Genomic DNA, 25,603 nt, shown 5'->3' on the forward strand with positions numbered 1-25,603 from the left:
TCGCCATTTTCTCGCACTTGATCCAGGCGCCCCTGATCGGATTCAGCCGCCCGAACGTGCGCCACTCCGCGCTGGCCTGGTCGACATCGCCTCTCTCATCTCCCGCCAACGCATGTATTGCTGCTTCTTGACGGGATTCGGTTCTTCGTACCCTTGCAACCAGAAACGGAACCAGTCCAGATTCCGCACATTGACCGCAACCTTGTGCCGTGGCTGAAACTTGATATGGGCCTCATCCGGAAACACGTACATATCCCCTTGAAATCTCCGCACCAGCGGCAGCGCGTACTCCAGGGAGACTCGATACTCCTGCTCCGCCATCTGGAAAAGTATAGGGATATGGATCTTGTCAAGACTGTACGTTGGCGAGACGGTTCGCCAACGTTTCGGTGTCTCTTCTGGCGCACCCAACTGCCACATCTTTTTGAGCCCGGATCGGAAACCAGGTCTGAGGCTGTTGAAAAGGTAATAGGTCTGATCGGTCACCGGTGTACTGACTGAGGCTACGGCAAGCACGTTCGAATGGATCGCCGTCCAGAGCGTCACCTCGCTTCCATAACTCAGCCCTCCCATGCCCACTCTGCTCGGGTTTATGCGCCCAGCCGCAGCCAAGTACTTCACAACGCCCTCGACTGCTAGCTGTCCTTGATCGATTCGCTGGACAAAGTCGTGATATCCAGGAAGTCCGTTGATACAAAGTGCAGAAATTCCATGCTCGGCCAGTGACTCCAGCGGCCACTCATTACCCACCCCGCCGCGCAGGAAACCATCGCAGCTATAGAAGTTGACGAACAACGGCGGTGGCTTGTTGGCATCGATATTGCGCGCCTCGAACAGGAAGCCCGTGAACTCGCGACCCAGCTTATCCTTCCACCGAATCAGCTTCGACGGTACCGTTGAGGCGATATCCTCCGCCAACTTCTTGTTGGGGTCGAAGAGCACGCTCCGCTCATCGGTGGACAAGTCGACCATGTCCAGATGCGGGGGGCGATCCGCCTCGGCGGCGACACAGACAAGTGTGGCTGAAGACACAGCGCAAGGAATACCCCAATCACGCTCGCTATCTCCGCTCAGTAGTCCATCCGCCACCACGATCGGGCGCACCTTGCCGCTAATCACGTTCCAGGCGAAGATCGATTGCGCTTCCCCTCTTCCATAGTCTCTGACGGTGAAGAGAACTTCATCCGACCCAAGCCGCCACTGGATATCACTGATCGACTTCTCCGTGCACAACTCAGCCAGACACTTCACCGGTGAGGCGGAACGCTTCCCAGGCAGCATGGAGAGCTCGACATCGGGCTTCCGACTGAGGCCTTGCCCGTTGCCAGCGTGAGTCAGCAATGCAATGCGGCCATCATCACGATTGAGCGTCAGCTTCCAGGGATGAGACAAGGTGCTTGGCAGGTCCGCGATCTGCAATGAGGGCACTGGTACATCCGAAGAAGGCATATCCCGGGTGGTCATCGTTGTGAGATCGACCACCTTCCAGTGATCGGGCACTTCGGCCAGCAACGGTCCGGTCGAATACCAGTCTCCCAAGAACCTTTGCGTGGAGGGCCGCCCTTCGACTCGGCTGGAGCGCAGCAGCCCGGCGGACATCACCACCTTATCGTCGATATGCACACCCACGTCATACTGGGCCTGTTCCGCGGCAAGCACCTGTTCGCGAGTGGCGCCTACGCTGTACTCCAATGACTGGCCATCTTTGCTCAAGGCAAAGTTGCGTACGTCGGCCGGATCGTCCGTCACCAACTGCGAGCCGGAGCCGTTCGCTGCTGCACGCCAGACGGCTATCCTTCCTTTTAGATGGGCGCGGAAGTAAATCCACCGGCTGTCAGGCGACCAGACTGCCGGGGAAGCGAGGACCACGCCATTTACGTACTCCCGCAAAGGAACACCGCCGTCCGACACGGAATGCGGAAGGGAGCGGCGCTCCAAGCGCTGCACGTACCACGTGGTGTCGTAAGTGTTGCGCTCGATCGACGTTCTCACAGCGCGGAACGCCACGTACCGCCCATCGGGCGAGATCACCGGGTTGCCCAAGTCGGTCACTTCCATCAGGCGCCGCGGAGAGATCGTCGCCGCAGGAGACGTCGCGGCGACAACCACGCCCAATACCAGCGCAAGTGCCGAAACCCAACGCGGGTAGCGCTTAATTGAGGGCTTCGAGCGCAAGTGAAACATTACGGCTACCCACAAGGCCAGTTGATGAAAAAGTTTCATGTCCTCTCTCCTACCAGTGCTTGGATACGGAAAGGCTCACGAAGCGTCCCACCGCCGAATAGTTGGTGGAATCGTAAGGCGCGTAGGTCAATGAGGTGACGGTGTACAACGGGGGAGCACGATCAAGCACGTTCTGCACCGACAACTCCAGTGCCAGATTCGACCATGCGTCCTCCCGCGCGCCGGTGTTGTAGTGCAGCGTGGCGTCGAAGGTGGTGAATGAGGCGCCCTTCCTGCTGTCGGCGGTGTTGGTCACCCCGCTTTTGTAGTTTCCAAACAGCGAAGCGGTGAAGCCGCCCTGCTGCCACACCGCCCCGATTCGGCTGTTGATTCTGGCCGGATTGAACAACGTACCGGCCAGTTCGTAAGGGCTTTGCGCCGCCGTCAGCGACTGTCTGCTGTCCAACCAACTGGCCGAACCGCGGATCGTCAACCGCCCCATTCCCAGATCGAACAGGTACGACCCTGACAGATCGACCCCTTTGATCCGCTGCCGGGATGCATTGACATATCGGCTATCGGCGATCGCCACGACCTTACTTGCGTCGTAAGGTGTGCCAACGTAGTTGTAGAAGTTGCTGGCGCTTGCAAGCGCTGCCGCCTGCGCGACCTCGGTTGGATCGTAATCGACAAAATCGGCGTAGATCGGATTGCCAAGCACATTGGCTTCGGTGATGGGCTGCAGAACCCGCTGGGTATAGTCGATATCGAACCAAGTCAGCTCCGTATCAAGGCTTGACAACGCCTCCGGGTGGAATGCCAGCGAGGCACTCCATGTCCGGGCTCGCTCCGGGTGCAGGTCCGGGTTGCCACCCGACAGCGCTAATACCGTGGCATCTGCGGGGTAGCCTGTGCCTCCATACGATGCCGCCGGATAGTAGAACGCGTTCCCGGCGGAATAACGCTGCAAGAGCGTCGGCGCCTTGAATGACTTGCCCCATGAGGCTTTCAACGAGAAATCGGCGCTGGGCGAATAGACCACCCCGAGCTTGGGCGTGGTCACCCTCCCGTAATCACCATCTTCGGTGCGGACCGCGCCTGTCAGCGCAAGTTGCTGTATCCCGCCGATGCTCTGCTCCGGCCCCACCAACGGCAGGCTCAACTCGACATAGGCAAAGCGGCTGCTCTCGTCGCCATCGGTGTTGACCTTGTTAGCGTACAGGTACAGAAAGTCGTTGTATCGATAGCCTGCGCCAGTAGCGAGCCTCGCTTCGCCGCCAGGCAGCGTGAACAACGGGCCTTCCGCGCCGATCTCGTAAGTCAAGCTTTTGTTCCTGTACGCAGTGAGGCCGTTGGCAATGACCGCCCCGTCCTCACTGCTCACCGCCAGTTGAGCAACCGAATTCTTCTCTTTCCCCACGGCCCCGCTGAGCGTGAGCGTCCAGTCCCCCGGCAACCATACTTCGAGACTGGGCGCCAGCAGAGTGGCCTTCGTCTCTACGTTGTAGGGGTAGTAAGCGCCTGGGTACGCCAGCGCTGTGTGGATATCCCGATCGCTGCTGAGCGCGTCCAGATGTATTTCAGCAGCGTCTCCCAACGACTGATGCAGGCTGAACAAACCGCTGCGCAGATCATTGCCCTGCCATAGCGTCGAAGGCCGGTACATCGATTGGGTGTAGTCACGCTGATCGGAGTAGATCGGATCGTTGGAGGTTTTCTCCCCTGCCACAATCAAGCCTCCCGTGGCCCAGGTTGTGCCGGCGGTGGCGTTGTACTCGCGCGTTATCAACCCACCATCGGTGGCGCCCCCATAGCGAGCGCTCACGGTCACGCCATCGAAGTCACGCTTGAGGATTAGATTGGCCACGCCCCCCACCGCATCGGAGCCGTAAATCGCCGAAGCACCATCCGGGACGATCTCAAGACGCTCCACCGCCTCCATCGGAATCGTGCTGATATCAACCGCCTGTGCATAGCCGCCGTAGGACATGCGGCGACCATTGAGCAAGGTCAAGGTCGCATCCGGCCCCAGCCCGCGTAGATTGATGCCCGAGCCGCCGGTGATGTTTTGATTGCTGGCTGACCCACCTGAGTGCATTGTCACCCCCGGATTTTGCCCGCCGTTAAAATTTTGGGGGATGCTGCGGATTACCTCGCCGAGACCCGAGAAACCTTCCTCCTGAATTTGCTGGCTACCGATCGTGATGACCGGCGATGGTGTCGTACCACCGCGGATACGCGTACCGGTAACGGTGACGGTTTGCAACGTAGTCGGCTCGGGCTTCTGGTCTGCTTTTTGGCCTGTTGCGGAAACCGGCTTCGCCGAGCGATGCGGTGGATTAGGTGGCCCCTGCTTGATCACCACCGTTCCCGCATCGGTGAATTGATAGGTCAGCCCCGTGCCCTTGAGCAGCACGTCCAACATGGCGCGTGGCGATGCAGCGCCGTCGTAGCCGGACGCAGTGCGCCCTTGTACCAGGGATGGGTCGTACAGCACCTGCAGGCCGCTCTGCCCAGTGAACTGGTTTAGCGCCGCCCCCAGGGGACCGCCGGCGATATGGAAGCTTTGCGTGACGGCAGCGGCCTGGGCGAGTGCGCCCGGGCTTGCCATGGCGGCCGACAATGCAGCCGCCAGCAGTGTGACGCACAGGCGCTTGCGGCAACGATGCCTGTTCTTCGATATGTGCATATCCCCTCCCCTTCGAGTTTGTCGTGCCGCGGACCGAGCCGCGTTCCCATGACAAGAACGACGTGGTGAAAGGAAACCCCTAGTCGAAGCAGCTTCGAATAAACCGGCTTTTGTAGGAGCGCACCCTGTGCGCGAAAGCACGCTACCGCGTGGGTGCACGATTCGCGCACAGGGTGCGCTCCTACAGAGATCCTAAGCTTTGAAGCAACGCTCATCTCCGACTTTCAAGCGGGCTCAACGGCGATACAGGCGAATCTCGCCATTGCCGCGGTCATGTTCGGCGCGAATCGGGTAAACGCTCTGCAGCGCGCGCACCAAGGCACTCGTGTTGCCAATGCGGAACTCGCCACTGATCTTGAGTTGCGCCAGCGAAGGATCCGCGATGACCAGGCGATCGGGTCCGTAGCGATTGGCCTCGGCCACGGCGTCGCCGAGCGGCGTGGCTCGGAATACCAGCCTGCCCTGCGTCCAGCCTGCGGTCATGGTTGGATCGGCACGCCCCCTGGTCCAGGCACCATCGCCAGCCACGATCTGTTCGCCAGCCGTCAGCTCGGCCGTGTTGCCGTCGCGTGCAATCGCAACCGCACCTTCAAGCACCGCGACCACGGTTTGGGCACCGCTGTCGCGCACGTCGAAGCGCGTGCCGATATCCGAGATGGTATTGCCGCCGGCCTGCACCACGAACGGACGATTGGCATCGTGGGTCACCTCGAACATCGCCTCACCCCGACGCAGCCATACGCGCCGAGTGTGCCGACCGAGGTCGACATCAAGCACGGTATCGGTGTTGAGCACGATCCGGGAGCCGTCTGCCAACACCACGCTGCGTTGTTCGCCATGCGCCGTGGCATAGCTGCTGGCGGAGCTGCCGCCAACAAACCACCAGGTGGCAAAACTGGTACACAACACAACGGCTGCAAGCGAAGCGACAGCCAGCCAACGCAGGCGACCGTTGCGGCTGGGAGTGGCTTGTGCAGATCGCCTCGCTTCCTGCCGCCATTGCACAATCTCCGGGTCCTCGGCGAGCTCATCCAGTCCGCTCCATAATTGTTCTGCCTGGGCGTAGGCCTCGGCATGCGTGGTCTGCGCCGTACGCCATGCGTCGAAGTCGCGGCGCTCCGCCGCCGAGCAATCGCTGGCGCGCAGCCGCGCAAGCCAGCGCTCGGCCTGTCGGTGAATAGCCTCTATGTCGTGTTCGCGGTCCATGCTCATTTGAACGTCCTCCCGCGGTGTTCCCCTATCGCGCAGCGGCAAACAGCAAGTGCATGGGCGATCTGGTTCTCGACGGTGCGCTCGGAAGTGCCAAAACGGCGTGCGATGTCGCGATAACTCAGCCCCTCGAAACGATGCAGCACGAACACCTCACGGCAACGCGGTGGCAACGTGCGGATGGCCTGCTTGATCAACCCGAGATCCTGCCGCCCCGCCAGCAGGCGATCCGGCTGAGGCTCGCCCGAGACGAGCTCATGACCGTCCAACGGACAATGATCCTCGGTACGCTGCACCTTGGCACGTCGCCAGCGATCCGCGACCACGCTGGCAGCAACGTGAAAAAGTAGAGCCCGCACCTCGCCGGCATCGCCAATACCGCGATAGCGCAGCATGCGCAGGCAGGTTTCCTGCACGGCATCGTCCGCAGCGTCGGCGCTGCCCAGCTGGCGCTGCAAGTGGCGCCGCAGGCCCGGGATCAGATCCTCCAGCAATCCGGCGAACGGCGCGTCGTCGGCTGCCGATGTGGCATCCGAAGTCATCCGATCAGCCTGCGCAGGGCCATGACGTAGGGTCAGCATGGTTGCTATGTAGCAGGTCCGGAAATGCAACGGTCAAGTCTCCGTTTTCCCCTATGACCAAGCTCCTTTGTAAGACATGTTCTGGGCACGTAGCACTTCAAAGCCCATCCCGATGTATGCGCCTTTGACCAAATTCAGCCGCCCGAATGTGTGCCACTCCGTACTGGTCCGGTCGACACTGCCTCTCTCATCTCTCGCCAATGCGCATATTGCTGCTTCTTGATGGGATTCGGGTCTTCGTACCCCTGCAGCCAGAAGCGGAACCAGTCCAGATTTCTTTCGTACACCGCAAGCTTGTGCTTTGGCTGGAACTGCTGATGCGGCTCGTTGGGGAATACGTAAAGGTCCGCCATGTTCTTCCTGATCATGGGTATGACGTAGTCGGTCGCCTGCATATACTCCTGCTCTGGCATCTGAAAGAGGACCGGCGCAGATATTCTGTCCAGGTTGTACACCGGAGACAGCACATGCCATTGCGCTGGCGTTTTTTCAGGCGAGCCAAGCCCCCAGAACTCTTTCAATCCGCTTGTAAACCGGTCCCCTTTCAGGGATCCAAACAGATAGTAATTGGGCGACATCGACACGGAACTGACTGAGGCAGCCGCCAGAAGCCGCGACTTCATTGCGACCCACATCGTGACCTCACTTCCGAAGCTCAATCCACCCATCCCCACTTTGGCGCAATCGATCTCGCCATTTGCCGACAACAGCGCGACCGCGCGCTCGGCGGCCGCGAGTCCTTCGTTGTAGCGATCGACAGGATCGAGAAGATAAGGGGCGGCATTGATGCAGAGTGCCGATATTCCGTGCGCTGCCAAGCTTGCGAAGGGCCATTCATCGCCCACGCCGCCACGCACGAATCCCGCGCATCGATAGTAGTTCACGAACAACGGAGGCTTGGCTCCAGAACTTATCTTCGCTGGATAAAACTGCCCCGTGAACAGCTGGCCTTTCGCATCCTTCCAATGCAACAACCTTACCGAACTGTATTTCGCCATCGCCTGCGCGAGCGCCGCATTGGGTTCAAACAGCACCCGGCGGGTTCCCGTCTTCAGGTCGATCCGCTCCAAGCGCGGCGGCTGACTGGCCGTCGCGCTCACACATACCATCGCGGTATGGGAAGCCCCGCATTTACTGGACGGATCCCGTCCACCATTGAGCAGGCCCGACGAATGCGCCACCGGAAGCACGGCTCCGGCCCTGACATTCCAGCGATAGATGGATTGCGCCAATCCTGCCGACGGATCCGTTACGGTAAACAGCACCTCATCGCTGTGGGGGCGCCATTGGATCGACGTGATTGCCTTTCCCGTGCATGCCGCGGCCTTGCATACGATCTGTTGCGATCCCTTTTCGGGCAATGTCGCAGACAACTTGACATCCGGTTTGTCACGCAGGCCGTTCCTTTTGCCAATTCGGGTCAAGATGGCTACACGGTCATCTCCCGGTGAACGCGACAGGAGCCAGGCCTCGGGGTATCGCCTGTCTGCATTGGATTCATCACCCACACCACTGGCTTCGGCGGCGTCCAGGTCCCGCGTTACCTGCTTCTGCAGATCCACTGCTTTCCAGTGGTCGGGAACATCGGCCGGCAATGGAACACGGTCGAACCAAACTTTGCCGTAACGCTGGGTCGCCATGCGTCCCCCTACGAAACCGGAGCGAAATAGCGGCTGCCCTATCGGTACGGAGGCGTCGATGTGAATGCCCTGGTCGTACTCGGCCCGCTCCGCCGACCGGACCTCCTCGCGGGTCGCGCCGACGCTGTACCTGAGGACACGTCCGCCCTTGCCCAAGGCGAAATCGCGCACGTTCGCCGCGTCATGCGTCATGGGTTCCGCGCCCGAACCGTTCGCCGCCGCACGCCACACATCGATCTTTCCGTCGACCATGGCACGGTAATAGATCCAGCGCTCATCCGGAGACCACACGACAGTAGCTGGCAGAGGAATTCCTGCAGAGTCACGCAGGACCACGCCGCCGTCCGCGATTAGGTGAGGAAGCGAAGCCCCGTCGACATCCTGCACATACCAGAATGCATCGTAGGTATTGCGTTCGACCGAAGCCTGCTCGACCCGGAAGGCCACCTGCTTTCCATCCGGAGATACGACAGGATTACTGAAGTCGGCCACCTCCAGCAGATCGCGAGGTTCAACCGTCTGCGCATGGGCGACATACGAGAGCCCGCTCATGAGCACGAGAATTGGCAAGATCCTGATCCTCATTGCCGTCACCAATGCTTGGACAACGACAGGCTCAGGAAGCGCCCCACCGCCGAATAGTTGGTCGAATCGTAGGGCGCGTAGCCGTTGGCGTAGTTCACCGAGGTGGCGGCGTACAATGGCGGTGCACGATTGAGCAGGTTCTGGGCCGACAACTCCAACGCCAGATTCGACCATACGTCCTCGCGCGTGCCAGTGTCGTAGCGCAGCGTGGCGTCGAAGGTGGTAAACGAGGCGCCCTTCCTACCATCCGCGGTATTGGTCACCCCGCTCGTGTAGTTTCCAAATAGCGAAGCGGTGAATCCGCCCTGCTGCCACATCGCCCCGATGCGGCTTTTGATCCTGGCCGGATGGGCCAATGTGCCAGCCAAGTCGTAAGGGCTCTGCGCCGCCGTCAGAGATTGTGTACTGTCCAACCAACTGGTCGAGCCCCGGACCATCAACCGCCCTGAGCTCAGGTCGAATTGGTACGACCCTGACAGGTCGATCCCTTTGATCCGCTGCCGGGCTGCATTGACATACCGGCCATCGAGGATCGCCAGGACCTTGCTGGCGTCGTAAGGTGCACCAACAAAGTTGAAGAAGTTGCTGATGTTTACGTTTGCAAGCGCCGTCGCCTGCGCTGCCTCGGTTGGATCGTAATCGACAAAATCCGCGTAGACCGGATTGCCTAACACGTTGAAATCAGTGAGCGGTTGCAGAACACGGTCGGTGTAGTCGACATCGAACCAAGTCAGCTCCGCCTCAAGGCCGGTTAGGGTCTCCGGGTGAAATACCAGCGAGGCACTCCGTGTCCGGGCCCGCTCGGGGTGCAGGTCCGCGTTGCCACCCGACAGCCACAACACCGCGGCATTCGGGGGGTAACCGGCGCCAAATGTCGCCGCCGGGTAGTAGATGGCGACCTGGGCGAGAGAGCGTTGATCAAGTGTGGGCTCCTTGAACGACTTGCCCCATGAGGCTTTCAACGAGAAATCGGCACTGGGCGAATAGATCACACCAAACTTGGGCGTGGTTACTCTTCCGTAATCGCCATCTTCGGTGCGAACCGCGCCTGTCAGCGCAAGTCGCTCAATCCCGCCGATGCCCTGCTCCGGCCCGATCAACGGCAGGCTCAATTCGGCATAGGCAAAGCGGCTACTCTGGTCTCCACTGGCGCCGACCGTGCCGCGGCTGGTGATCGAGTACAGAAAGTCGTTGTACCGGTAGCCTGCACCCGTGGCCAGCCTCGCTTCACCCCCGGGCAGTGTGAACAACGGCCCTTCCGCACCGATCTCATAAGTCAGGCTTTTGTTCCCGTACGCGACGCCGCCAGCAGTGACCGCCCCGTCTGTTCTGCTTACCGTCGGTTGAGAAATTGAATTCTTCTCTTTTCCCCGAGCCCCGCTGAGCGTGAGCGTCCAGTCGCCCGGCAGCCATATTTCGAGACTGGGCGCCAGCAGGGTGGTCTTCGTCTCTACGTTGTAGGGATAGTAAACGCTGGGGTATGCCGACGATGTCGTGATGTCCCGCTCGTTCCTGAGCGCATCCAGATGCAGTTCCACGGCCTCTCCCAGCGACTGGTGCAGGCTGAACAAACCGCTGCGCAGATCGTTGCCCTGCCACAGCGTCGAAGGCCGGTACATCGATTGGGTGTAGTCACGCTGGTCGGAGTAGATCGGATCGTTGGAGGTTTTCTCTCCTGCCACGATCAAGCCACCCGTGGCCCAGGTGGTGCCAGCGGTGGCGTTGTACTCGCGCGTGATCAGTCCGCCGTCGGTGGCACCGCCATAACGCGTGCCGGCTGTCACACCATCGAAGTCGCGCTTGAGGATCACATTGGCCACGCCGCCCACCGCATCCGAGCCATAGATGGCCGAAGCGCCATCCGGGACAATCTCGAGGCGCTCCACCGCCTCCACAGGAATCGCGCTGATGTCCACCGTCTGGGAAAACCCGCCATAGGACATGCGACGGCCATTGAGTAGGGTCAAGGTCGCATCCGGCCCCAGCCCACGTAGATTCATGCCCGAGCCGCCGGTGATGTTTTGATTGCTAGGCCCGCCTCCCCCTGCGCCTTTCGCGACTCCCGGGTTCTGTCCCCCGGAGAAGTTCTGCGGCACGCTGCGGGCCACTTCGCCGAGATCCGTAAAACCTTCCTGCTGGATCCGCTCGCTGCCGATCGTGATGACCGGCGAAGGCGTGGTGCCACCGCGGATGCGTGTGCCGGTAACCAATACTGTATCCAAGGTCGTTGGTTCGGCTTTGGCACCCTCGGCGCTACCTGTCGGCTTCCTCGCCGATTTGTTCCCGGAACTCGGTGGCTCAGACGCCGCATAAATCGTAACCGTCTTCGCATTGAGAAACCGATATTCCAGGCCGGTGCCCTCCAGCAGCTTCTGCAACGTCGCCTCTGGCGACAGGCCGGCCGGCGCGCCCTTGGTGCGCACGCCGTCGGCGATCTTCGAGACATAGACCAGCTGCAGGTGCTCGCGTTGCGCGAAGGCGTTGAGTGCCTGGTTCAAGGGCATGGCCGGGATGGCCGAGTCGGATACCGACTGCAGGAATGGTGCCGCCATTACCGGGGCGGCAATGCCAGCACCGAACAGTGACGCCAGGCAGCACATGGTCAGGACGCGCATACGCATGAATCGATTCCCCCGCTGGAGTTGGTGATACGGCACATCACCGCCAGTCCCCCGACCGGCCTGCCGTGATGCGCTCTCTAGTTACGAGGGTTGGAGCGAAAAACCGGGTACCGCTTTTTCGATTGGCCGTCTATTCGTATGGATCGCGGATCATTTATGGCGCCGCTGCGAACCCCGGCTGGCGACGACAACCAATTGCTGGCCATGAGTTTCCACATGCACGTCCGGCAGGCTGTCGAGGAAGGCAGCGAAGGTGGACACGTCGTGCGCATCGAACGTACCGCTGATGGGCAGCATGGCGATGCGCGGATCGCTCACGCTGATCTGCAGGTTGTTGTAGCGGTTGAACTCCGCCGCCACGGCGGCGATGGCCTGATTCTCGAAGGCGATATTGCCCTGGGTCCAGGCGGTGGCCCGCTGCACGTCGATCGGGCCTTGCGATTCCACTTGGCCAGAGGCAGCGATACGTGCCTGGTGACCGGCCGTGAGATCGACAATGGGACGACCCTGCAGCGCTGAGTGGTAGCGATCCAGGCCGAACCAGCCAGTGGATGGCGCAGGCACCGCGCGCCATACCTGCACCTGGCCTTCCGCCACGGTGACGGTGGTGTCGGCTCTCTGCCGGTAGATGTCGAACGTCGTGCCGATGTCCTTGATGAGCAGGCCATCGACCTGCACACCAAAGGGGCGTGCCGGATCTTTCGCTACCTCGAAGTAGGCCTGGCCGCGGGTAACTTCGACGCGCCGTTGGCGCCGGTCGAAATGGACCGCGATGGTGGAGTCGGAGTTGAGCCGCACGACCGTGTTGTCGGGCAGTTGCAGGCTGCGCTGCTCGCCATGGCGAGTGGCATAACTCTGCAGCTGCGGCTTGTACACGAACCATTGAAGACCCGCGAACAGGGCAACTGCCGCCAGCGCCGACATCGCGATGCCGACTCCCCAGCGCGCGAAGGGGCGGCGCGGCGCGTGGGATGCGCGATGATCGCGGCCAGCCCTCCTCCGGTATTTGCCCGTTGCACGTGCGTCGGGCGCGGGCGTGTACGCGGTGCCATCGAACGAAACCACGCGCTCCGCCATGTCGGCCTCGCGCAGCAAGGGCTGCAGCGGCGTGGTGTTTTGCCGTGCTGCACCGCCGATATCCCGCGCCATACCGGCGATGGACAGATATTCGGCCACGTGCACGGGCGAGGCGCGCAGCCAGCACATGAAGACCTGTTGCTGCGATGGAGCAAGCTCGCCATCGCGATGCGCCACGTACCATTCGGCCGCCTGTTCGGCGATGAGAGCGTGCAATTGTTCGTCTGGTGTGCGCATGGCGGCTACTCGTACCGGGCCAGGCCGCGGCGGCACAGCGCCAGCGCCTTGACGACGTATTTCTTGACCATGTGCGTGGACACTCCCAGTTGCACGGCGATCTCCTCGTAGCTCATGCCGTCGCGGTGCTGCATCAGCAGCACCGCCTTGCAGCGCGGCGGCAAACGGTCGAGCATGGCGGCCACCCGCTGCTGGCGGAAGTCGCGCTCGGCCTCGTCCTCGGCCGAACCTTGCGGGGCTTCCAGCTCCGGCAACACCTGCGCGATGTCCACGCCGAGGCCGCGGCGCTTTTGCAGCACGGCATGTTCCTTGACGAGGTTGGACGCGACGGTGAACAGGTAGGCTTCGGGGTTGGCGATGGGGTTGTCGTCGCCGCCATCGATGCGCAACAGGCGCACATAGACCTCCTGGGCCAGATCCTGCGCATCCCAGGGATGCGCCACCCGGCGCCGGAAGAAACCGTTGAGCGCGGCTTGATGCGTGGTGAACATCCGCGCCCAGAATGTACGTTTGTCGGGCTTCACGTCCCCTCGCGGGTCGGCAGCCGTACAGCGGCTGCCTACACTATAAGAGGGGTGCCGCGGAATATCGGGTACCTGTTTTTTCGCCGCTGGCTCGTCGCGGAGTCGTGGTGCAGTTCCCCGCTGCGGGGAAATTCATCTCAAAGCGGCTGACGCTTCGACTTCGTGCCGACGCAAGAAGCTGGGGAATCGGGACGATTCGTCTTCTGTGCGTCGCACATGGCTTCCCAGTGCTTGTATTGCTCCGCCTTTGCGGGATTCGGGTCTTCATGCCCTTGCAGCCAGAAGCGGAACCAGTCGAGATTGCGCTCATAGGCAGCCAGCTTGTGCTTGGGTTGGAACTTCTGATGCGGCTCGTTGGGGAAGACGTATAGATCAGCGCGATGTTCGCGTATAAGCGGGATCGCGTAATCCAAGGCATGGATGTACTCCTGCTCCGGCATCTGCATCAGGATCGGCGCCTTGATCTTGTCCAGGTTGAGCGTCGGCGAAAGCATTTTCCAGCGCGCGAGCGTCTTGTCCGGCGCACCGAGTTGCCAGAGCTTCTTGAGCCCGCTGAAGAATTGCTCCCCCTTCATGCTGCCCAGGAGGTAGTAGTTGAGCGACGTCACGGGGGATGTCACCGATGCTGCGGCCAGCAGATCGGATTTCATCAGCGTCCACAGGGTCACCTCGCTACCGAAACTGAGACCGCCCATGCCGACCCGGGTGCGGTCGATCTCGCCGTTCGAAGCCAGCTTCGCGACCACGCTCTCGACCGCCGACAGGCCCAGGCCATAACGCACGGCCGCATCGATGTGATATGGCGCCGAGTTGATGCAAAGCGCGGAAATTCCACTCTCGGCCAGCGAGGCCAGCGGCCACTCGTCGCCCACACCGCCGCGCAGGAATCCGGTGCAGCTGTAGTAGGTCACGAACAGGGGGGAGGGCGAATCGCCTTTTTTCCTGGCCGGGAAGAACCAGCCTGTGAATTCCTCGCCGCTCGCGTCCGTCCAGCGCAGCAATTGCGATGGCGCCGATGCCGCCATGTCCCGCGCCAAGGCCGGATTCGGATCGAACAGCACCTGCCGATGTCCACTTTCCAGGTCGATCCGTTCCAGGCGCGGCGGGCGATCCGCCTCGGCGACCACGCAGGCGAGTGCTTCGGCAGACACGCCACAATCACTCGATCGATCCCGTCCTCCGCTGACCAGGCCACGCGCCTGCACGACCAGCCGGACTTGGCCGCTGCCCACGTTCCAGCGGAAGATCGATTGCCCCGTCCCCTCGTGGGGATCGGTCACGGTGAACAGCACCTCGTCGCCACCGGGGCGCCACTGGATGCCGGTGATCTCCTTCTTCGTGCACAGTTCCGACACGCAGCGCACTGGGCGCTTGTCCTTCGGTCCGGAAAGCACGACCAGTTCGACGTAGGGCTTGTACAGCAGTCCGTAGCCATGGCCGGTACGCACCAGCAGCGCGACACGGCCGCTCTGCGGATCGGACGCGAGCTTGAAGGCATCCGGATTCAGTTTCGAAGGCTCCAGCCGGGGAGACGGTATCTCGGAATCCGCAAGATCCCGCCGCTTCCGCGTTGCAAGGTCGATCGCCGTCCATCGATCCGGCCTGTCGGCAAGCAGCGGCGCATGGTCAAACCACACCTTCCCATAGCGTTGCGTCGCCAGGCGGCCTTCGAGGTTGCCGGAACGGAACAGGTTCTGCCCGAGCGGGACAGTGCTATCGATACGGATCCCCCGATCATATTCGGCCTGCTCAGCCTCGATCACTTCCTCGCGGGTGGCACCGACGCTGTACTTCAACACCCGGCCATCGGCATCCAGTGCGAAATCGCGGACATTGGCAGCGTCGAGCGTCATGGGCTCCGAGCCGGAGCCATCGACGGCTGCACGCCAGACGTCGATCTTCCCGTCGACCAGCGCCCTGTAGTAGATCCACCGCCCGTCCGGCGACCAAGTGGCGGGAGCGGGCATGGCTTGCCCCGCGGAATCCCTCAACGTCAAGCCTCCGTCCGCCACCCGGTGTGGCGGCGAATCGCCGCCTAGTTCCTGCACGTACCAAATCGTATCGTAGGTATTCCTCTCCACCGAGGCTTGCTCGGTACGGTACGCAACCTTGCTCCCATCCGGCGATATGACTGGATTGCCGATATCGACAACTTCCAACAGACGCTTGGGTGAGATCGTTTCGGCGTGCGCGGGAACGGAAAAGGCAAGCAATACCGCTCCTGCCGCCAGTAAAGTCTTGACGAACGAATGCATTGGTTTCTCCTCGGATCATGCCGACTCGCGGCATGCTCGACGGACCCGTGGCACCTGTTGCTTCGCGCCAGGGGCAGACAAGTTCTAATCGTGGAACCGGCTTACCAGCGCTTCGATATCGAAAGGTTCAGATAGCGGCCGATCGCCGAGTAGTTCGTTTGATCGTAGGGGGGCACGTTGGCAGCAGCGTCGGCAGAGGCCTGCGTGTACAACGGCGGCTCCCGGTCGAGCAGGTTGTCGAGCGACAGCGCCAGGTCCAGGTTCGACCAGGCATCGCTACGCTCGCCAGTGTCGTAACGCAGGGTGGCATCCAAGGTCGTGAAAGAAGCGGATTTCACCCCGTCGGTCCTGTTGGTCACGCCGCCCTTGTAGTTGACGAAAGTCGAAGCGATGAAGCCCCCCCGGTTCCAGACCGCGCCGATACGGCTACTGACTTTCGGCGGATTGAACAGTGTCCCCGACAAATCTGCAGGATCCTGTGTCGGGATGACCTGTTGCGTGCTGTCTAGCCAGGTCGCCGAGCCACGCAGCGTCAATCGTCCCGGACCGGCATCGAACCCATACGATCCCGTCAGGTCGAAGCCCTTGATCCGCTGCCGGGCCACGTTGGTGAATTGCATCTTGACGATCGCGACCACCTTCTCTGGATCGTAGGCCACGCCCGCATAGTTGGCGAAGCTGCTGGCGGCCGCGATGGCTTTCGCCTGCTCCCCGGCCGTCGGGGAGAAGTCGATGAATGCTGCGTAGTCCGGGTTGCTGAACGTCTGCGAAGAATTCGTGATCGGCTGCACCACGCGATCCGTGTAGTCGATGTCGAACCAGGTCAGCTCGGCTTGCAATCCGGGAAGCCTCTCGGGATGGAATGCCAGCGAAGTGGTCCACGTCCTGGCGCGTTCCGGCTTCAGATCGGGATTACCTCCATAGAGGAGCAACGTGGTGGCATCGGCCGGGTAACCGCTTCCCCCAAGGATCTGCGGGGAATAGAGATACGCGTTCACCTTGTAGTACCGCTGCAAGAGCGTAGGCGCCTTGAAGGACTTGCCCCACGACGCCTTCAAGGTGAAGTCGGCGCTGGGGCCGTAGATCAGGCCGAGCTTGGGGGTCGTGGTGTTTCCGAAACTATCGTAGTCCTCGCCACGCATGGCCCCGGTCAGCAGCAGGCGATGCACGCCGGTCACGCCCTGCTCCGGCCCGATCAGCGGCAAATTGATCTCGGCGTAGGCAAACTTCGCGCTTTCGCCGTTTCGCTTCAGACCATAAGGATCGGCCCCGGGGATGGAGCCTTCCATAAGAAAATCGTTCTTCCTGTAACCGGTGCCAACTGCAAGCCGTGCATCACCGCCCTGCAGGGCGAAGAGCGGGCCTTCGGCACCCACTTCATAACTCCGGCTTTCGTTGCAGGCACAGATGCTTTCCACGAGCGTGGATACGCCGGTCGCGATGACCCTCTGCGTATGATTCAGTTCCGCCTCGTCCTTTCCCCAGGTTCCGCCGACGGACAAGGTCCAGTCTTGCGGCAGCGAAAACTCGATGCCTGGCGAAATGAGCGATGTCGTGGTTTTGTTCGCGATATGGTGGTTGCGCCCGCTCCAGTTGTAATACTGCAGCATCCCGCGCTCGGTCCTGAGTGCATCCAGTCGCAGCTCGACGTTCTCGCCCAGGGCCTGGTGGGCACTAAGCAACCCGCTATGCAGATCGCTGCCTGGATAGAGCGTCGCCGGCTCGGGAATGTGATCGGTGTAACGGCGCTCGGATGCATAGATAGGGTCGGCGTCGGAGTACTTGTAGGTGGCAATCAGCCCGCCATTCGACCATGTGGTGCCTGCCGTCGCGGTGTACTCGCGCGTCGCCAGACCGCCATGGGCCGCGCTTCCATTGAGCATCCCGACGGACACTCCGTCGAAGTCGCGCTTGAGGATTACGTTCGCCACGCCGCCCACCGCGTCGGAACCGTAGATTGCCGACGCGCCATCAGTGACGATCTCGACGCGCTCCACCGCCTCGATCGGAATTGCACTGATATCGACCGCCTGCACGTAGCCGCCGTAGGTCATGCGCCGGCCATTGAGCAGCGTCAAGGTGGCATCCGGCCCCAGACCGCGGAGGTTGAGTCCCGAACCACCGGTGAGATTCTGGTTGACGTCTCCCGCTCCGGCAATGTTTCCGCTGCCGGCCCCGGGATTCTGCCCTCCCGAAAAGTTCTGCGGGATGCTGCGGATCACCTCGCCAAGGTCGGTGAATCCTTCCTCCCGAATGTTCTCGGCACCGATCGTGATCACCGGCGACGGCGTGGTGCCGCCACGAATGCGGGTACCGGTAACGGTGACGCCTTGCAGCGTGGTCGGCTCAGGCTTCTGGTCGGCTTTCTGGCCCGCTACCGGAGCAGGCTTCGTCGAGCGAGGCGGAGGATTCGGCGGCGTTTGCTTGACGACCACGGTACCGGTACCCGTTACCTCATAAGTAAGTCCGCTGCCGGCGAGCAGATGCCGCAGCGCCGCATCGAGCGAGTAGTGTCCGGCAAGCGCCGGTGCCGTGCGTCCGCGCACCAGTTCCGGGGGCACCATGATCTGGCGGTCAGCGGCCAGCGCCAGTTGATTGAGTGCCGTGCTCAGTGGCTGGCTGGAAATCGCATAATCGCGCGAATCGCCAACGTTCTGCGCACGCACCGGCGCGGCCTGTGCCAAGGCGATCGCCAACGACAGCAGCCCGAGCGCCGGCAGGCGCCGCAAACCTTCCACTCCTCTCGCCGCCGCGGAACCTCGCTTGCGCGCACCCTGCCTCCCAAATGACTTCGACTCGTTGAACATGTGTCCTCCCCCGAAATGATGCTGGCTTGTTAGTACCGGTGCATCCCCACACACCGGTTCATTCGCGGCATCCAGGATGTTCCTGGCATGCCTCGTTATCGGGTAGACGCAGTTGTACTCACTTACCTCACCCTGCTTGCCTCAATCTGGAATGCTCTGACCATGTATGGATGTTCCTTCGCTCTGCGGACTCCGTGTACTTGGCGGGATTTCTTTCCGTGTGCCGATTCGACGGCAACACGCACAACACTTCTGCAAAGCCGCGGCATGGTTTAGTAGACGCAGCCCAACGCGTTTACCTCACCTGCAATCGGGTCGCTTCGTCGCCACTTGCGACACCGCCGGACCACGCGTAGCGTCGCCCCCTATTACCGCATCCCAGCGCCGCCATGCCGGACATTACGACGAATCACATCGCGCCTGGTGAGGGGGATGCCGGTACCGGGCAAGGCATCGACCTGCTGGCATGGCGCTATCGAAGCTCGCTGGTGCGCTATTTCCTGCTGCACCTAGGCAGCAGGGAGGATGCGGAGGATCTGGCTCAGGAAGTGTTTGTGCGCTTCGCGCAACAGAAATCCACGCAGCCGATCGCCAACTTCGAGGCATTCCTGTTCCGCATTGCCGCCAACCTGTTGAGGGATCGTTTCCGCCGCAACAAGACGCATCACGTGCAATCGCACTTCCCCATCGACGAATGCACGAACGAGCAACTGGGTGAGGCCCTTTCCGAAGAGCGCGTCTACGAAGAGCAGGAGCAACTCCGCGCGTTTCTGCAGGCACTGGAAGAGTTGCCGCCGAAGTGCCGGGCGGTGTTCCTGCTGCAACGTTACGAAGGCATGAGCTACAGCGCCGTCGCGCAGCACCTGGGCGTGAGCGTGAGCGCGGTGGAAAAACACATGATGAAAGCGCTGCTGCATTTTGACGCGCGACTGGATAGGACATGAAGACGGACGAACTGCACATCGCGAGCGTGGGCGACCCGGCGCGGCACGAAGCCGCCGCCTGGTTCGCGCGACTGCGCGCGGATGACGTCAGTGAGCGAGAACGTGAGGAGTTTCAGCACTGGCTGGCGGACAACAGTCGTCATCGTGTGGTCTATGAGCGGCTGGAAGCCCTGTGGTCCAAGCTTGGCGCACATGCCGATCGGCCCGAGGTAGGCAAGGCGTTGCGCGAAAGCGAGCTGTTGCAGAGGCGCTCCGCCGGGACGCAAAAGCCACGCCGACGGCAGGCGCCGGCGTGGCTTGCCGCCGCGGCATTGCTGATCGTGGTACTTGCCGGCGGCTGGTTCACGTGGCGCGCGCCACAGGCCGGCGTGCGCACCTACGCCACCGGCATCGGCGAACAGCGCACGCTGGTGCTCGAAGACGGCTCGCGCGTCACGATGGACACCGATACGCGGCTATCGGCATCGTTCTCGGCAAAATCGAGACGGCTGGTACTGGAAAAGGGGCGCGCCTTCTTCCATGTAGCCAAGGATGCCGGGCGACCATTCCTGGTGACGGCACAAGGCGGCGTGGTGCGGGCGGTCGGCACCCGGTTCGATGTCTACGAGCACGACGACGTGGTCGAGGTCACCCTGATCGAGGGCCGTGTCGAGGTCACTCCCGAAGGCGGCTCACAAGATCCCCGTGAACGCCCAACGACCATGACGGCCGGGCAGCGGCTGCTGATGGGCAAGACGTACGTCACGCCCGTCATCGAATCCGCCAACACCGGAACAGCCGTCGCGTGGCTTTCCGGCAAACTGGTGTTCAACGACACACCGCTGTCGGCGGCCCTGACCCAGTTCAACCGGTACACCACCTCCAAAATCGTTATCGGTGATGCCGCAGTCGGGCAACTGCGCGTCAGCGGGGTGTTCCGCGACGACGACAGCCATGCCTTCATCGACGCGTTGCGCAGTTCCTACGGCATATCCATCAGGCACGGCAACGCGGGGAGCCTGACATTGTTCTCCGGAAAAGCGGTTCAGCGGCATGCTTCCAATGAGTGAGCGACATCTCATCTGATCAACGTCCGCACCGAATCGCACCTGATCGAAATGCAGAGCGAGGAGTATCTGGCGCTGACGCATCAGGCGGAATGCGCCCCCGACTCGCCGGAGTCGAACGGTTCAGGAGCCCACACGGACAAAGGCCAAGCACCAATACTTTGCAAAGCCCGCACTTGATCCAGGCGCCTCTGATCGAATTCAGCCGCCAGAACGAGCGCTACCCGGCACCGATTTCGCCGCCACCGCGCCTCTCATCTCTCGCCAATGCGTGTATTGCTGCTTCTTGACGGGATTCGGGTCTTCATACCCTTGCAGCCAGAAGCGGAACCAGTCGAGATTTCGCTCATAGGCGGCCAGCTTGTGCTTGGGCTGAAACTTCAGGTGCGGCTCGTTGGGGAAGACATACAGATCGGCACGATGGTCGTGCATCAGCGGAATCGCGTAGTCAAGCGCTACCACATATTCCTGTTCCGGCATCTGCATCAGGATCGGTGCCTTGATCGTGTCCAGGTTGGCGGCAGGAGAAAGAATCCGCCAGCGATTGGGTGTTTCACCTGGTGCGCCTAGCTGCCAAAACTCTTGCAACTCCTTGGCGAAGGCCTTGCCTCTCATGCTTGAGAACAAATAATAGTTACGGGACATTCCGACCGAAGTGACCGACGCGGCGGTGAGCAGATCGGATTTCATCACGGTCCACAGGGTGACTTCGGTGCCCAGGCTAAGGCCCCCCATGCCGACCTTGGTCCGGTCGATCTCCCCCTTCGATGCCAAGAGGTCGATGACGCTCCTGACGGCCGAAAGGCCCTGTCCGTACCGCTCGATCGCATCAAGACGATAAGGGGCCATGTTAATGCACAGGGCTGAAATTCCCTCCCCGGCCAACGAGGCCAGGGGCCACTCATCGCCCAACCCGCCGCGCAGGAAGCCCGTGCAATCGTAGTAAGTCACAAACAACGGAGAGGGGCCATGGTCCGTCCCCCGCGCCGGAAAGAACTGGCCGGTAAATTCCTGACCTTTCGCATCCGTCCAGCGAAGCAAACGAGACGGTGCCGTCTTCGCCATATCCAATGCCAGGGCCACGTTCGGGTCGAACAGCACCTGCCGTCCCCCTGTCATCAGATCGATCCGTTCCAGACGAGGCGGCCGGTTCGCTTCGGCGGCCACACATACCAAGGCTTCAGAAGATACACCGCAGTCACCGGATTGATAGCGACTGCCGCTGAGCAAGCCTGTCGATTGCGTCACAAGATGCACCGCGCCAGTTCGAACGTTCCATCGGTAAATCGATTGTGCCTGTCCCTCATGCGGGTCAGTCACGGTGAACAGCACCTCATCACTGTGCGGTCGCCACTGGATGGCGTTGATCGCCTTTCCTGTGCACAACTCGGTCTGACACTTGATGGTTCGGGACGAACCTATTTTGGGCAGCATGGCGAGTTGCACATCGGGCTTTCTTCTGAGTCCTCCCCTATTACCGATCCGCGTCAGCAACGCAATCCGGCCTGTATCCGGATCAACCGCCAGCTCCTCAGGCGTCGGCAACGCGCCGGGCAGCTCCGATGCCGTTGGTGGCTTTGGTGGGCGCTCGGAGGAAGACAGATCTCGCGTCTTCCTGGTCTCCAGATCGACGGCTTTCCATTGATCCGGGATTCCTGCCAGCAGCGGAGTGCGCCCCCAACCTTCAGCACCCGAGAGAAAGCGCTGCGTTTCCAACCGACCATCAATATTACCGGAGCGGAAGAGGCCGCCCTGGCCGACGGGCACGGTGTCATCGACATGTATGCCGTTATCGTATTCGGCCTGCTCCGCCGCGATAACCGCATCGCGTGTGGCGCCTACAATGTATTTCAGGGTCTTGCCATCAGTACTCAACGCAAAGTCGCGAACATCCGCCGGATCGCTTGTCACGGGTTCCGCGCCAGAGCCATCCACGGCTGCGCGCCAGACGGCAATCTGGCCATCCACCAAGGCGCGGTAATAAATCCAGCGTCCGCCGGGCGACCATTCGGCATGGCCCGGCACCGAAACTCCTGAGGTAGTGTGTAACAGAACACCGCCGTCCGCGACCCGGCGGGGCGGTGATTTGCCATCCATGGCTTGTACGTACCAAAAGTTATCGTAGGTGTTGCGCACAATGGAGGCTTGTTCAAGCCTGAATGCGACGCTGCTCCCATTCGGCGAAATTACAGGGCCACTAAGGTCAGCGACTTCCAGAAGCCGGCGGGGAGAAATTGTTTCCGCATGAGAATGGCTGATGAACACCATCAGTAGCCCTCCCCATATCAGGGTCTTTTTCACAAGGTTTTTAACGATCATGAGGATGACCTGAGCAGGAATAAATTCCGCGCGCCCCAATAGACGGGGCGGGATAGTCGCTTCGACGCAAGAGCGGCAGGGACAGGAACTGCTGAGAAAGCTGTTCCTGATGACGACCGGTATTAGAAGAAGTGCTTCGACACCGAGAGACTTAGATAGCGGCCGATTGCCGAGTAATTGGTCGGGTCGTAGGGTAGCGAGTAAATGCTTGACGTTGGAGTAGTGAAGGGCGGGGCCCGATTGAACAAGTTCTCCGCCGACAACGCGAACTCCAAGCCCGCCCAAGCGCCGCCGCGCGGGCCGATGGCATAGCGTAATGTGGCGTCGAAGGTGGTGAACGAGGCCGATTTCTTATCGTCCACCGTGTTGTTGGTCACGCCGCTTTTATAGTTGCCGAAGACCGCCGCGCTGAAACCGCCGCTGTTCCAGACCGCACCTATCCGGCTGTTGACCTTGGCGGGGTTGGACAAAGTGCCCGCCAAGTCAAATATGCGCTGCGCTGCACTGCTTTGCTGCGTGCTATTCAGCCAACTGACCGAACCGCGAATTGCCAGCCAATCGCCGCCGAGATCGAATCGGTATGAAGCCGATAGGTCGAGGCCCTTGATCTGTTGCCACGCGACATTTGCGTATCGGTTGTCGACGATCGCAAACACCTTGCTGGGATCGTAGGCCGTGCCGGTATAGTTGTAGAACTTGGCAGTCGTGAGAATATTTGCCTGCTCTGCGGCTGTCGGCGAAAAATCGATGAATTGAGCGTTGGCGGGGTTGCCAATGATCGAACCAGAAGTGTTGATCGGCTGCACCACGCGATTGGTGTAGTCGATGTGGAACCAAGTCAGTTCCGACTCCAGGCTGGGCAACATCTCGGGATGGAACGCCAGCGAGGCGCTCCAAGTCCGCGCCCGCTCGGGTTTCAGATCGGGGTCGCCACCGCTGAGGTAGAACGCCGTAGCGTCAGTGGCCTGACCGGTGCCGCCGAGCGCTGCCGCAGGCAGAAGTGGGGCGTTCTGGGCAGAATATCGCTGATAAAGCGTAGGCGCCTTGAAGGACCTGCCCCAAGACGCCTTCGTGGTGAAGTCGGCGCTAGGATCGTAGATCAGGCCGAGCTTGGGTGTGGTGACCCTGCCGAAGCTATCGTAGTTCTCGCCACGTACGGCGGCAGTCAATGCCAGGCGCCGCACGCCAGTGATGTTCTGATCCGAACCGATCAGCGGCAGATTGAGCTCGGCATAGGCAAAGCGGCTGCTTTGGTCGCCCTGAATCGTGTCGGTCCTCGTGCTGTAGTCGAGTTGCCAGTATTTGTCGTATCTGTAGCCGGCGCCGACCGCGAGCCTCGCATCGCCACCGGGTAACGCGAATAGCGGACCTTCGGCCCCGACTTCGTATCCACGGCTCACATTGCACATGCAATAGTCCTGACCAGGCACAAGCGTGATTAGCCCTGTCGCGAGATCCACGTTCGTTTCAACGCTGTGTGCTTTGCTCTTGCCCCAAGTTCCGCCGACAGTAAGCGTCCAGTCGTTCGGCATAAAGAACTCGACGCTCGGCGATACCAAGGTAGTCGTGGTATCAGTCGCAATGTGGGAATAAGGCGGCGTGCTGCGGACGTAAAAGTAATTGTCCTGCTCACGTTCGGTCCTGAGCGCATCCAGGTGCAGTTCGACATGATCACCCAACGACTGGTGGACACTGAGCAGGCCGCTACGCAGGTCGCTGCCCGGATAGATCGTTCTGGGATCGGACAGATAATCGGTATAGCTCCGATCTGCCGCGTAGATCGGATCGGTGGAAGTCTTCATCCAGGTTGCGATCAGCCCGCCAGTCGACCAACGGGTGCCTGCCGTGGCGTTGTAGTTACGGGTGACAAGCCCGCCATCGGTAGCGCCGCCATAACGTGTACCGACAGTTACCCCGTCGAAGTCACGCTTGAGGATGACGTTGCCCACACCGCCCACCGCGTCGGAACCATAGATTGCCGAGGCACCATCCGGAACGATGTCGACACGATCCACCGCCTCCACTGGGATCGCATTGATGTCGACCGCCTGTGAAAATCCGCCATAGGCCATACGCCGACCATTGAGCAAGGTGAGCGTGGCGTCCGGACCCAGTCCACGCAGATTGAGGGCCGAACCGCCGATGACATTCTGATTGATGAGTGATCCAATCAAATTTCCGGCTGGAACCCCCGGATTCTCCCCGCCAGAAAAGTTCTGCGGCACGCTGCGGATCACCTCACCAAGATCAGTGAACCCTTCCTCCTGAATCTGCTTCGCATCGATGGTGACCGTGGGCGATGCGGTATAGCCACCACGGATACGCGTGCCGGTAACGGTGACGCTTTGCAGCGTGGTCGGCTCAAATTTCTGCCCGGGCGTCTCCGCCTGCTTGTGCGCAGACGCCGCAGGTTTTGTCTTGGCCGGTTTTGCGGCGTTGCCCGACTGCCTGATCACAACCGTGGTGTCGTTGACGAAACCCCATTCCAGTCCGCTGCCCGCCAGCAGTTTCTGCAACGCTTCACGCCATGTCTGCTGACCACTGATAGTAGGTGCCGTCTTGCCGCCCACCAGCTCCGGCGAATAGACGATCTGCAGCTTGCTCTGCGTCGCCAACTGGTTGAGCGCGTCGCCCAGGCTGCCTGCGGTGATGCTGTAGTCCTGCGGTGTCAACGCCATGTTGCGCTGCTGCGCATGGACTGCATTGCCGACGGCGAGCGCGGCCAACGCCACAAACAACCCCACATGCAGGCGATGTCGCGTTGGAGTTCCCCGCTCTGCACGCTTGATGCTGGAATGACCTTTCATGCAATCCCCCATTGGACAGGAACATCGGCCGCCAATAACCGCTGTCGTGCAGCAGGCATCGGGCCGTCGTGAACCTGTAATGCAGCAGGGTTGGGGAGA

At 61.2% G+C, this 25,603-nt stretch carries 14 protein-coding genes; 2 read left to right on the top strand and 12 right to left on the bottom strand.

The genetic code is table 11. The annotated features are described in order from the left end of the window. Positions 1–42: 42 nt before the first annotated feature. The 10 genes from B0E47_RS06085 to B0E47_RS06130 all read right to left on the bottom strand — a co-directional run bounded on the left by B0E47_RS06085 (position 43) and on the right by B0E47_RS06130 (position 18,388). Positions 43–2,223 (bottom strand): Atxe2 family lasso peptide isopeptidase, encoded by a 2,181-nt coding sequence (locus B0E47_RS06085; RefSeq protein WP_077513116.1) that lies wholly within the window; start codon positions 2,221–2,223, stop codon positions 43–45. A gap of 10 nt (positions 2,224–2,233) precedes the next feature. Further along, positions 2,234–4,852, bottom strand: coding sequence for a TonB-dependent receptor (locus B0E47_RS06090; protein ID WP_254422832.1), 2,619 nt, complete (start codon positions 4,850–4,852; stop codon positions 2,234–2,236). A 234-nt stretch (positions 4,853–5,086) separates the two neighbouring features. Beyond that, positions 5,087–6,064, bottom strand: a complete 978-nt coding sequence (locus B0E47_RS06095) for a FecR family protein (protein ID WP_077513118.1) — start codon at positions 6,062–6,064, stop codon at positions 5,087–5,089. Continuing rightward, complete coding sequence (locus B0E47_RS06100; protein ID WP_217318903.1) at positions 6,061–6,672, bottom strand: RNA polymerase sigma factor; 612 nt, start codon at positions 6,670–6,672, stop codon at positions 6,061–6,063. The genes B0E47_RS06095 and B0E47_RS06100 overlap by 4 nt, the downstream gene beginning before the upstream one ends. Before the next feature lie 104 nt (positions 6,673–6,776). Then, a complete protein-coding gene (locus B0E47_RS06105) occupies positions 6,777–8,852 on the bottom strand; it encodes an Atxe2 family lasso peptide isopeptidase (RefSeq protein WP_254422833.1) in 2,076 nt (691 codons plus the stop codon). A 20-nt stretch (positions 8,853–8,872) separates the two neighbouring features. Continuing rightward, a complete protein-coding gene (locus B0E47_RS06110) occupies positions 8,873–11,488 on the bottom strand; it encodes a TonB-dependent receptor (RefSeq protein WP_077513120.1) in 2,616 nt (871 codons plus the stop codon). A 150-nt stretch (positions 11,489–11,638) separates the two neighbouring features. Next, positions 11,639–12,802 (bottom strand): FecR domain-containing protein, encoded by a 1,164-nt coding sequence (locus B0E47_RS06115; protein WP_077513121.1) that lies wholly within the window; start codon positions 12,800–12,802, stop codon positions 11,639–11,641. Between the two features lie 5 nt (positions 12,803–12,807). Next, positions 12,808–13,293, bottom strand: coding sequence for a sigma-70 family RNA polymerase sigma factor (locus tag B0E47_RS06120; protein WP_168171024.1), 486 nt, complete (start codon positions 13,291–13,293; stop codon positions 12,808–12,810). A gap of 170 nt (positions 13,294–13,463) precedes the next feature. After that, entirely contained in the window at positions 13,464–15,581 is a 2,118-nt protein-coding gene (locus tag B0E47_RS06125; RefSeq protein ID WP_077513123.1) for an Atxe2 family lasso peptide isopeptidase, read from the bottom strand. Between the two features lie 101 nt (positions 15,582–15,682). Beyond that, complete coding sequence (locus tag B0E47_RS06130) at positions 15,683–18,388, bottom strand: TonB-dependent receptor (protein ID WP_077513124.1); 2,706 nt, start codon at positions 18,386–18,388, stop codon at positions 15,683–15,685. Positions 18,389–18,777: 389 nt separating this feature from the next. Here B0E47_RS06130 and B0E47_RS06135 point away from each other — a divergent pair, with 389 nt between their 5' ends. After that, on the top strand, positions 18,778–19,332 hold the full coding sequence (locus B0E47_RS06135; protein WP_077513125.1) for an RNA polymerase sigma factor: 555 nt from the start codon (positions 18,778–18,780) through the stop codon (positions 19,330–19,332). Next, positions 19,329–20,381, top strand: a complete 1,053-nt coding sequence (locus B0E47_RS06140; RefSeq protein ID WP_077513126.1) for a FecR family protein — start codon at positions 19,329–19,331, stop codon at positions 20,379–20,381. The genes B0E47_RS06135 and B0E47_RS06140 overlap by 4 nt, the downstream gene beginning before the upstream one ends. 198 nt (positions 20,382–20,579) lie before the next feature. Here B0E47_RS06140 and B0E47_RS06145 read toward each other — a convergent pair whose 3' ends face one another. Further along, a complete protein-coding gene (locus tag B0E47_RS06145) occupies positions 20,580–22,697 on the bottom strand; it encodes an Atxe2 family lasso peptide isopeptidase (RefSeq protein ID WP_077513183.1) in 2,118 nt (705 codons plus the stop codon). A gap of 122 nt (positions 22,698–22,819) precedes the next feature. After that, positions 22,820–25,504 carry a TonB-dependent receptor gene (locus B0E47_RS06150; protein WP_254422835.1) on the bottom strand — a complete coding sequence of 895 codons (2,685 nt, stop codon included), beginning with the start codon at positions 25,502–25,504 and terminating at the stop codon, positions 22,820–22,822. Positions 25,505–25,603 lie beyond the last annotated feature (99 nt).

This window comes from Rhodanobacter sp. B05 (assembly GCF_002001085.1).
GTDB lineage: Bacteria > Pseudomonadota > Gammaproteobacteria > Xanthomonadales > Rhodanobacteraceae > Rhodanobacter.

Coding starts and splice junctions, on each gene's coding strand:
- B0E47_RS06090 (WP_254422832.1), bottom strand. CDS start 4,852: ATGCACATATCGAAGAACAGGCATCGTTGCCGCAAGCGCCTGTGCGTC.
- B0E47_RS06085 (WP_077513116.1), bottom strand. CDS start 2,223: ATGAAACTTTTTCATCAACTGGCCTTGTGGGTAGCCGTAATGTTTCAC.
- B0E47_RS06130 (WP_077513124.1), bottom strand. CDS start 18,388: ATGTTCAACGAGTCGAAGTCATTTGGGAGGCAGGGTGCGCGCAAGCGA.
- B0E47_RS06150 (WP_254422835.1), bottom strand. CDS start 25,504: ATGAAAGGTCATTCCAGCATCAAGCGTGCAGAGCGGGGAACTCCAACG.
- B0E47_RS06135 (WP_077513125.1), top strand. CDS start 18,778: ATGCCGGACATTACGACGAATCACATCGCGCCTGGTGAGGGGGATGCC.
- B0E47_RS06125 (WP_077513123.1), bottom strand. CDS start 15,581: ATGCATTCGTTCGTCAAGACTTTACTGGCGGCAGGAGCGGTATTGCTT.
- B0E47_RS06115 (WP_077513121.1), bottom strand. CDS start 12,802: ATGCGCACACCAGACGAACAATTGCACGCTCTCATCGCCGAACAGGCG.
- B0E47_RS06110 (WP_077513120.1), bottom strand. CDS start 11,488: ATGCGTATGCGCGTCCTGACCATGTGCTGCCTGGCGTCACTGTTCGGT.
- B0E47_RS06120 (WP_168171024.1), bottom strand. CDS start 13,293: ATGTTCACCACGCATCAAGCCGCGCTCAACGGTTTCTTCCGGCGCCGG.
- B0E47_RS06140 (WP_077513126.1), top strand. CDS start 19,329: ATGAAGACGGACGAACTGCACATCGCGAGCGTGGGCGACCCGGCGCGG.
- B0E47_RS06145 (WP_077513183.1), bottom strand. CDS start 22,697: ATGATCGTTAAAAACCTTGTGAAAAAGACCCTGATATGGGGAGGGCTA.
- B0E47_RS06095 (WP_077513118.1), bottom strand. CDS start 6,064: ATGAGCATGGACCGCGAACACGACATAGAGGCTATTCACCGACAGGCC.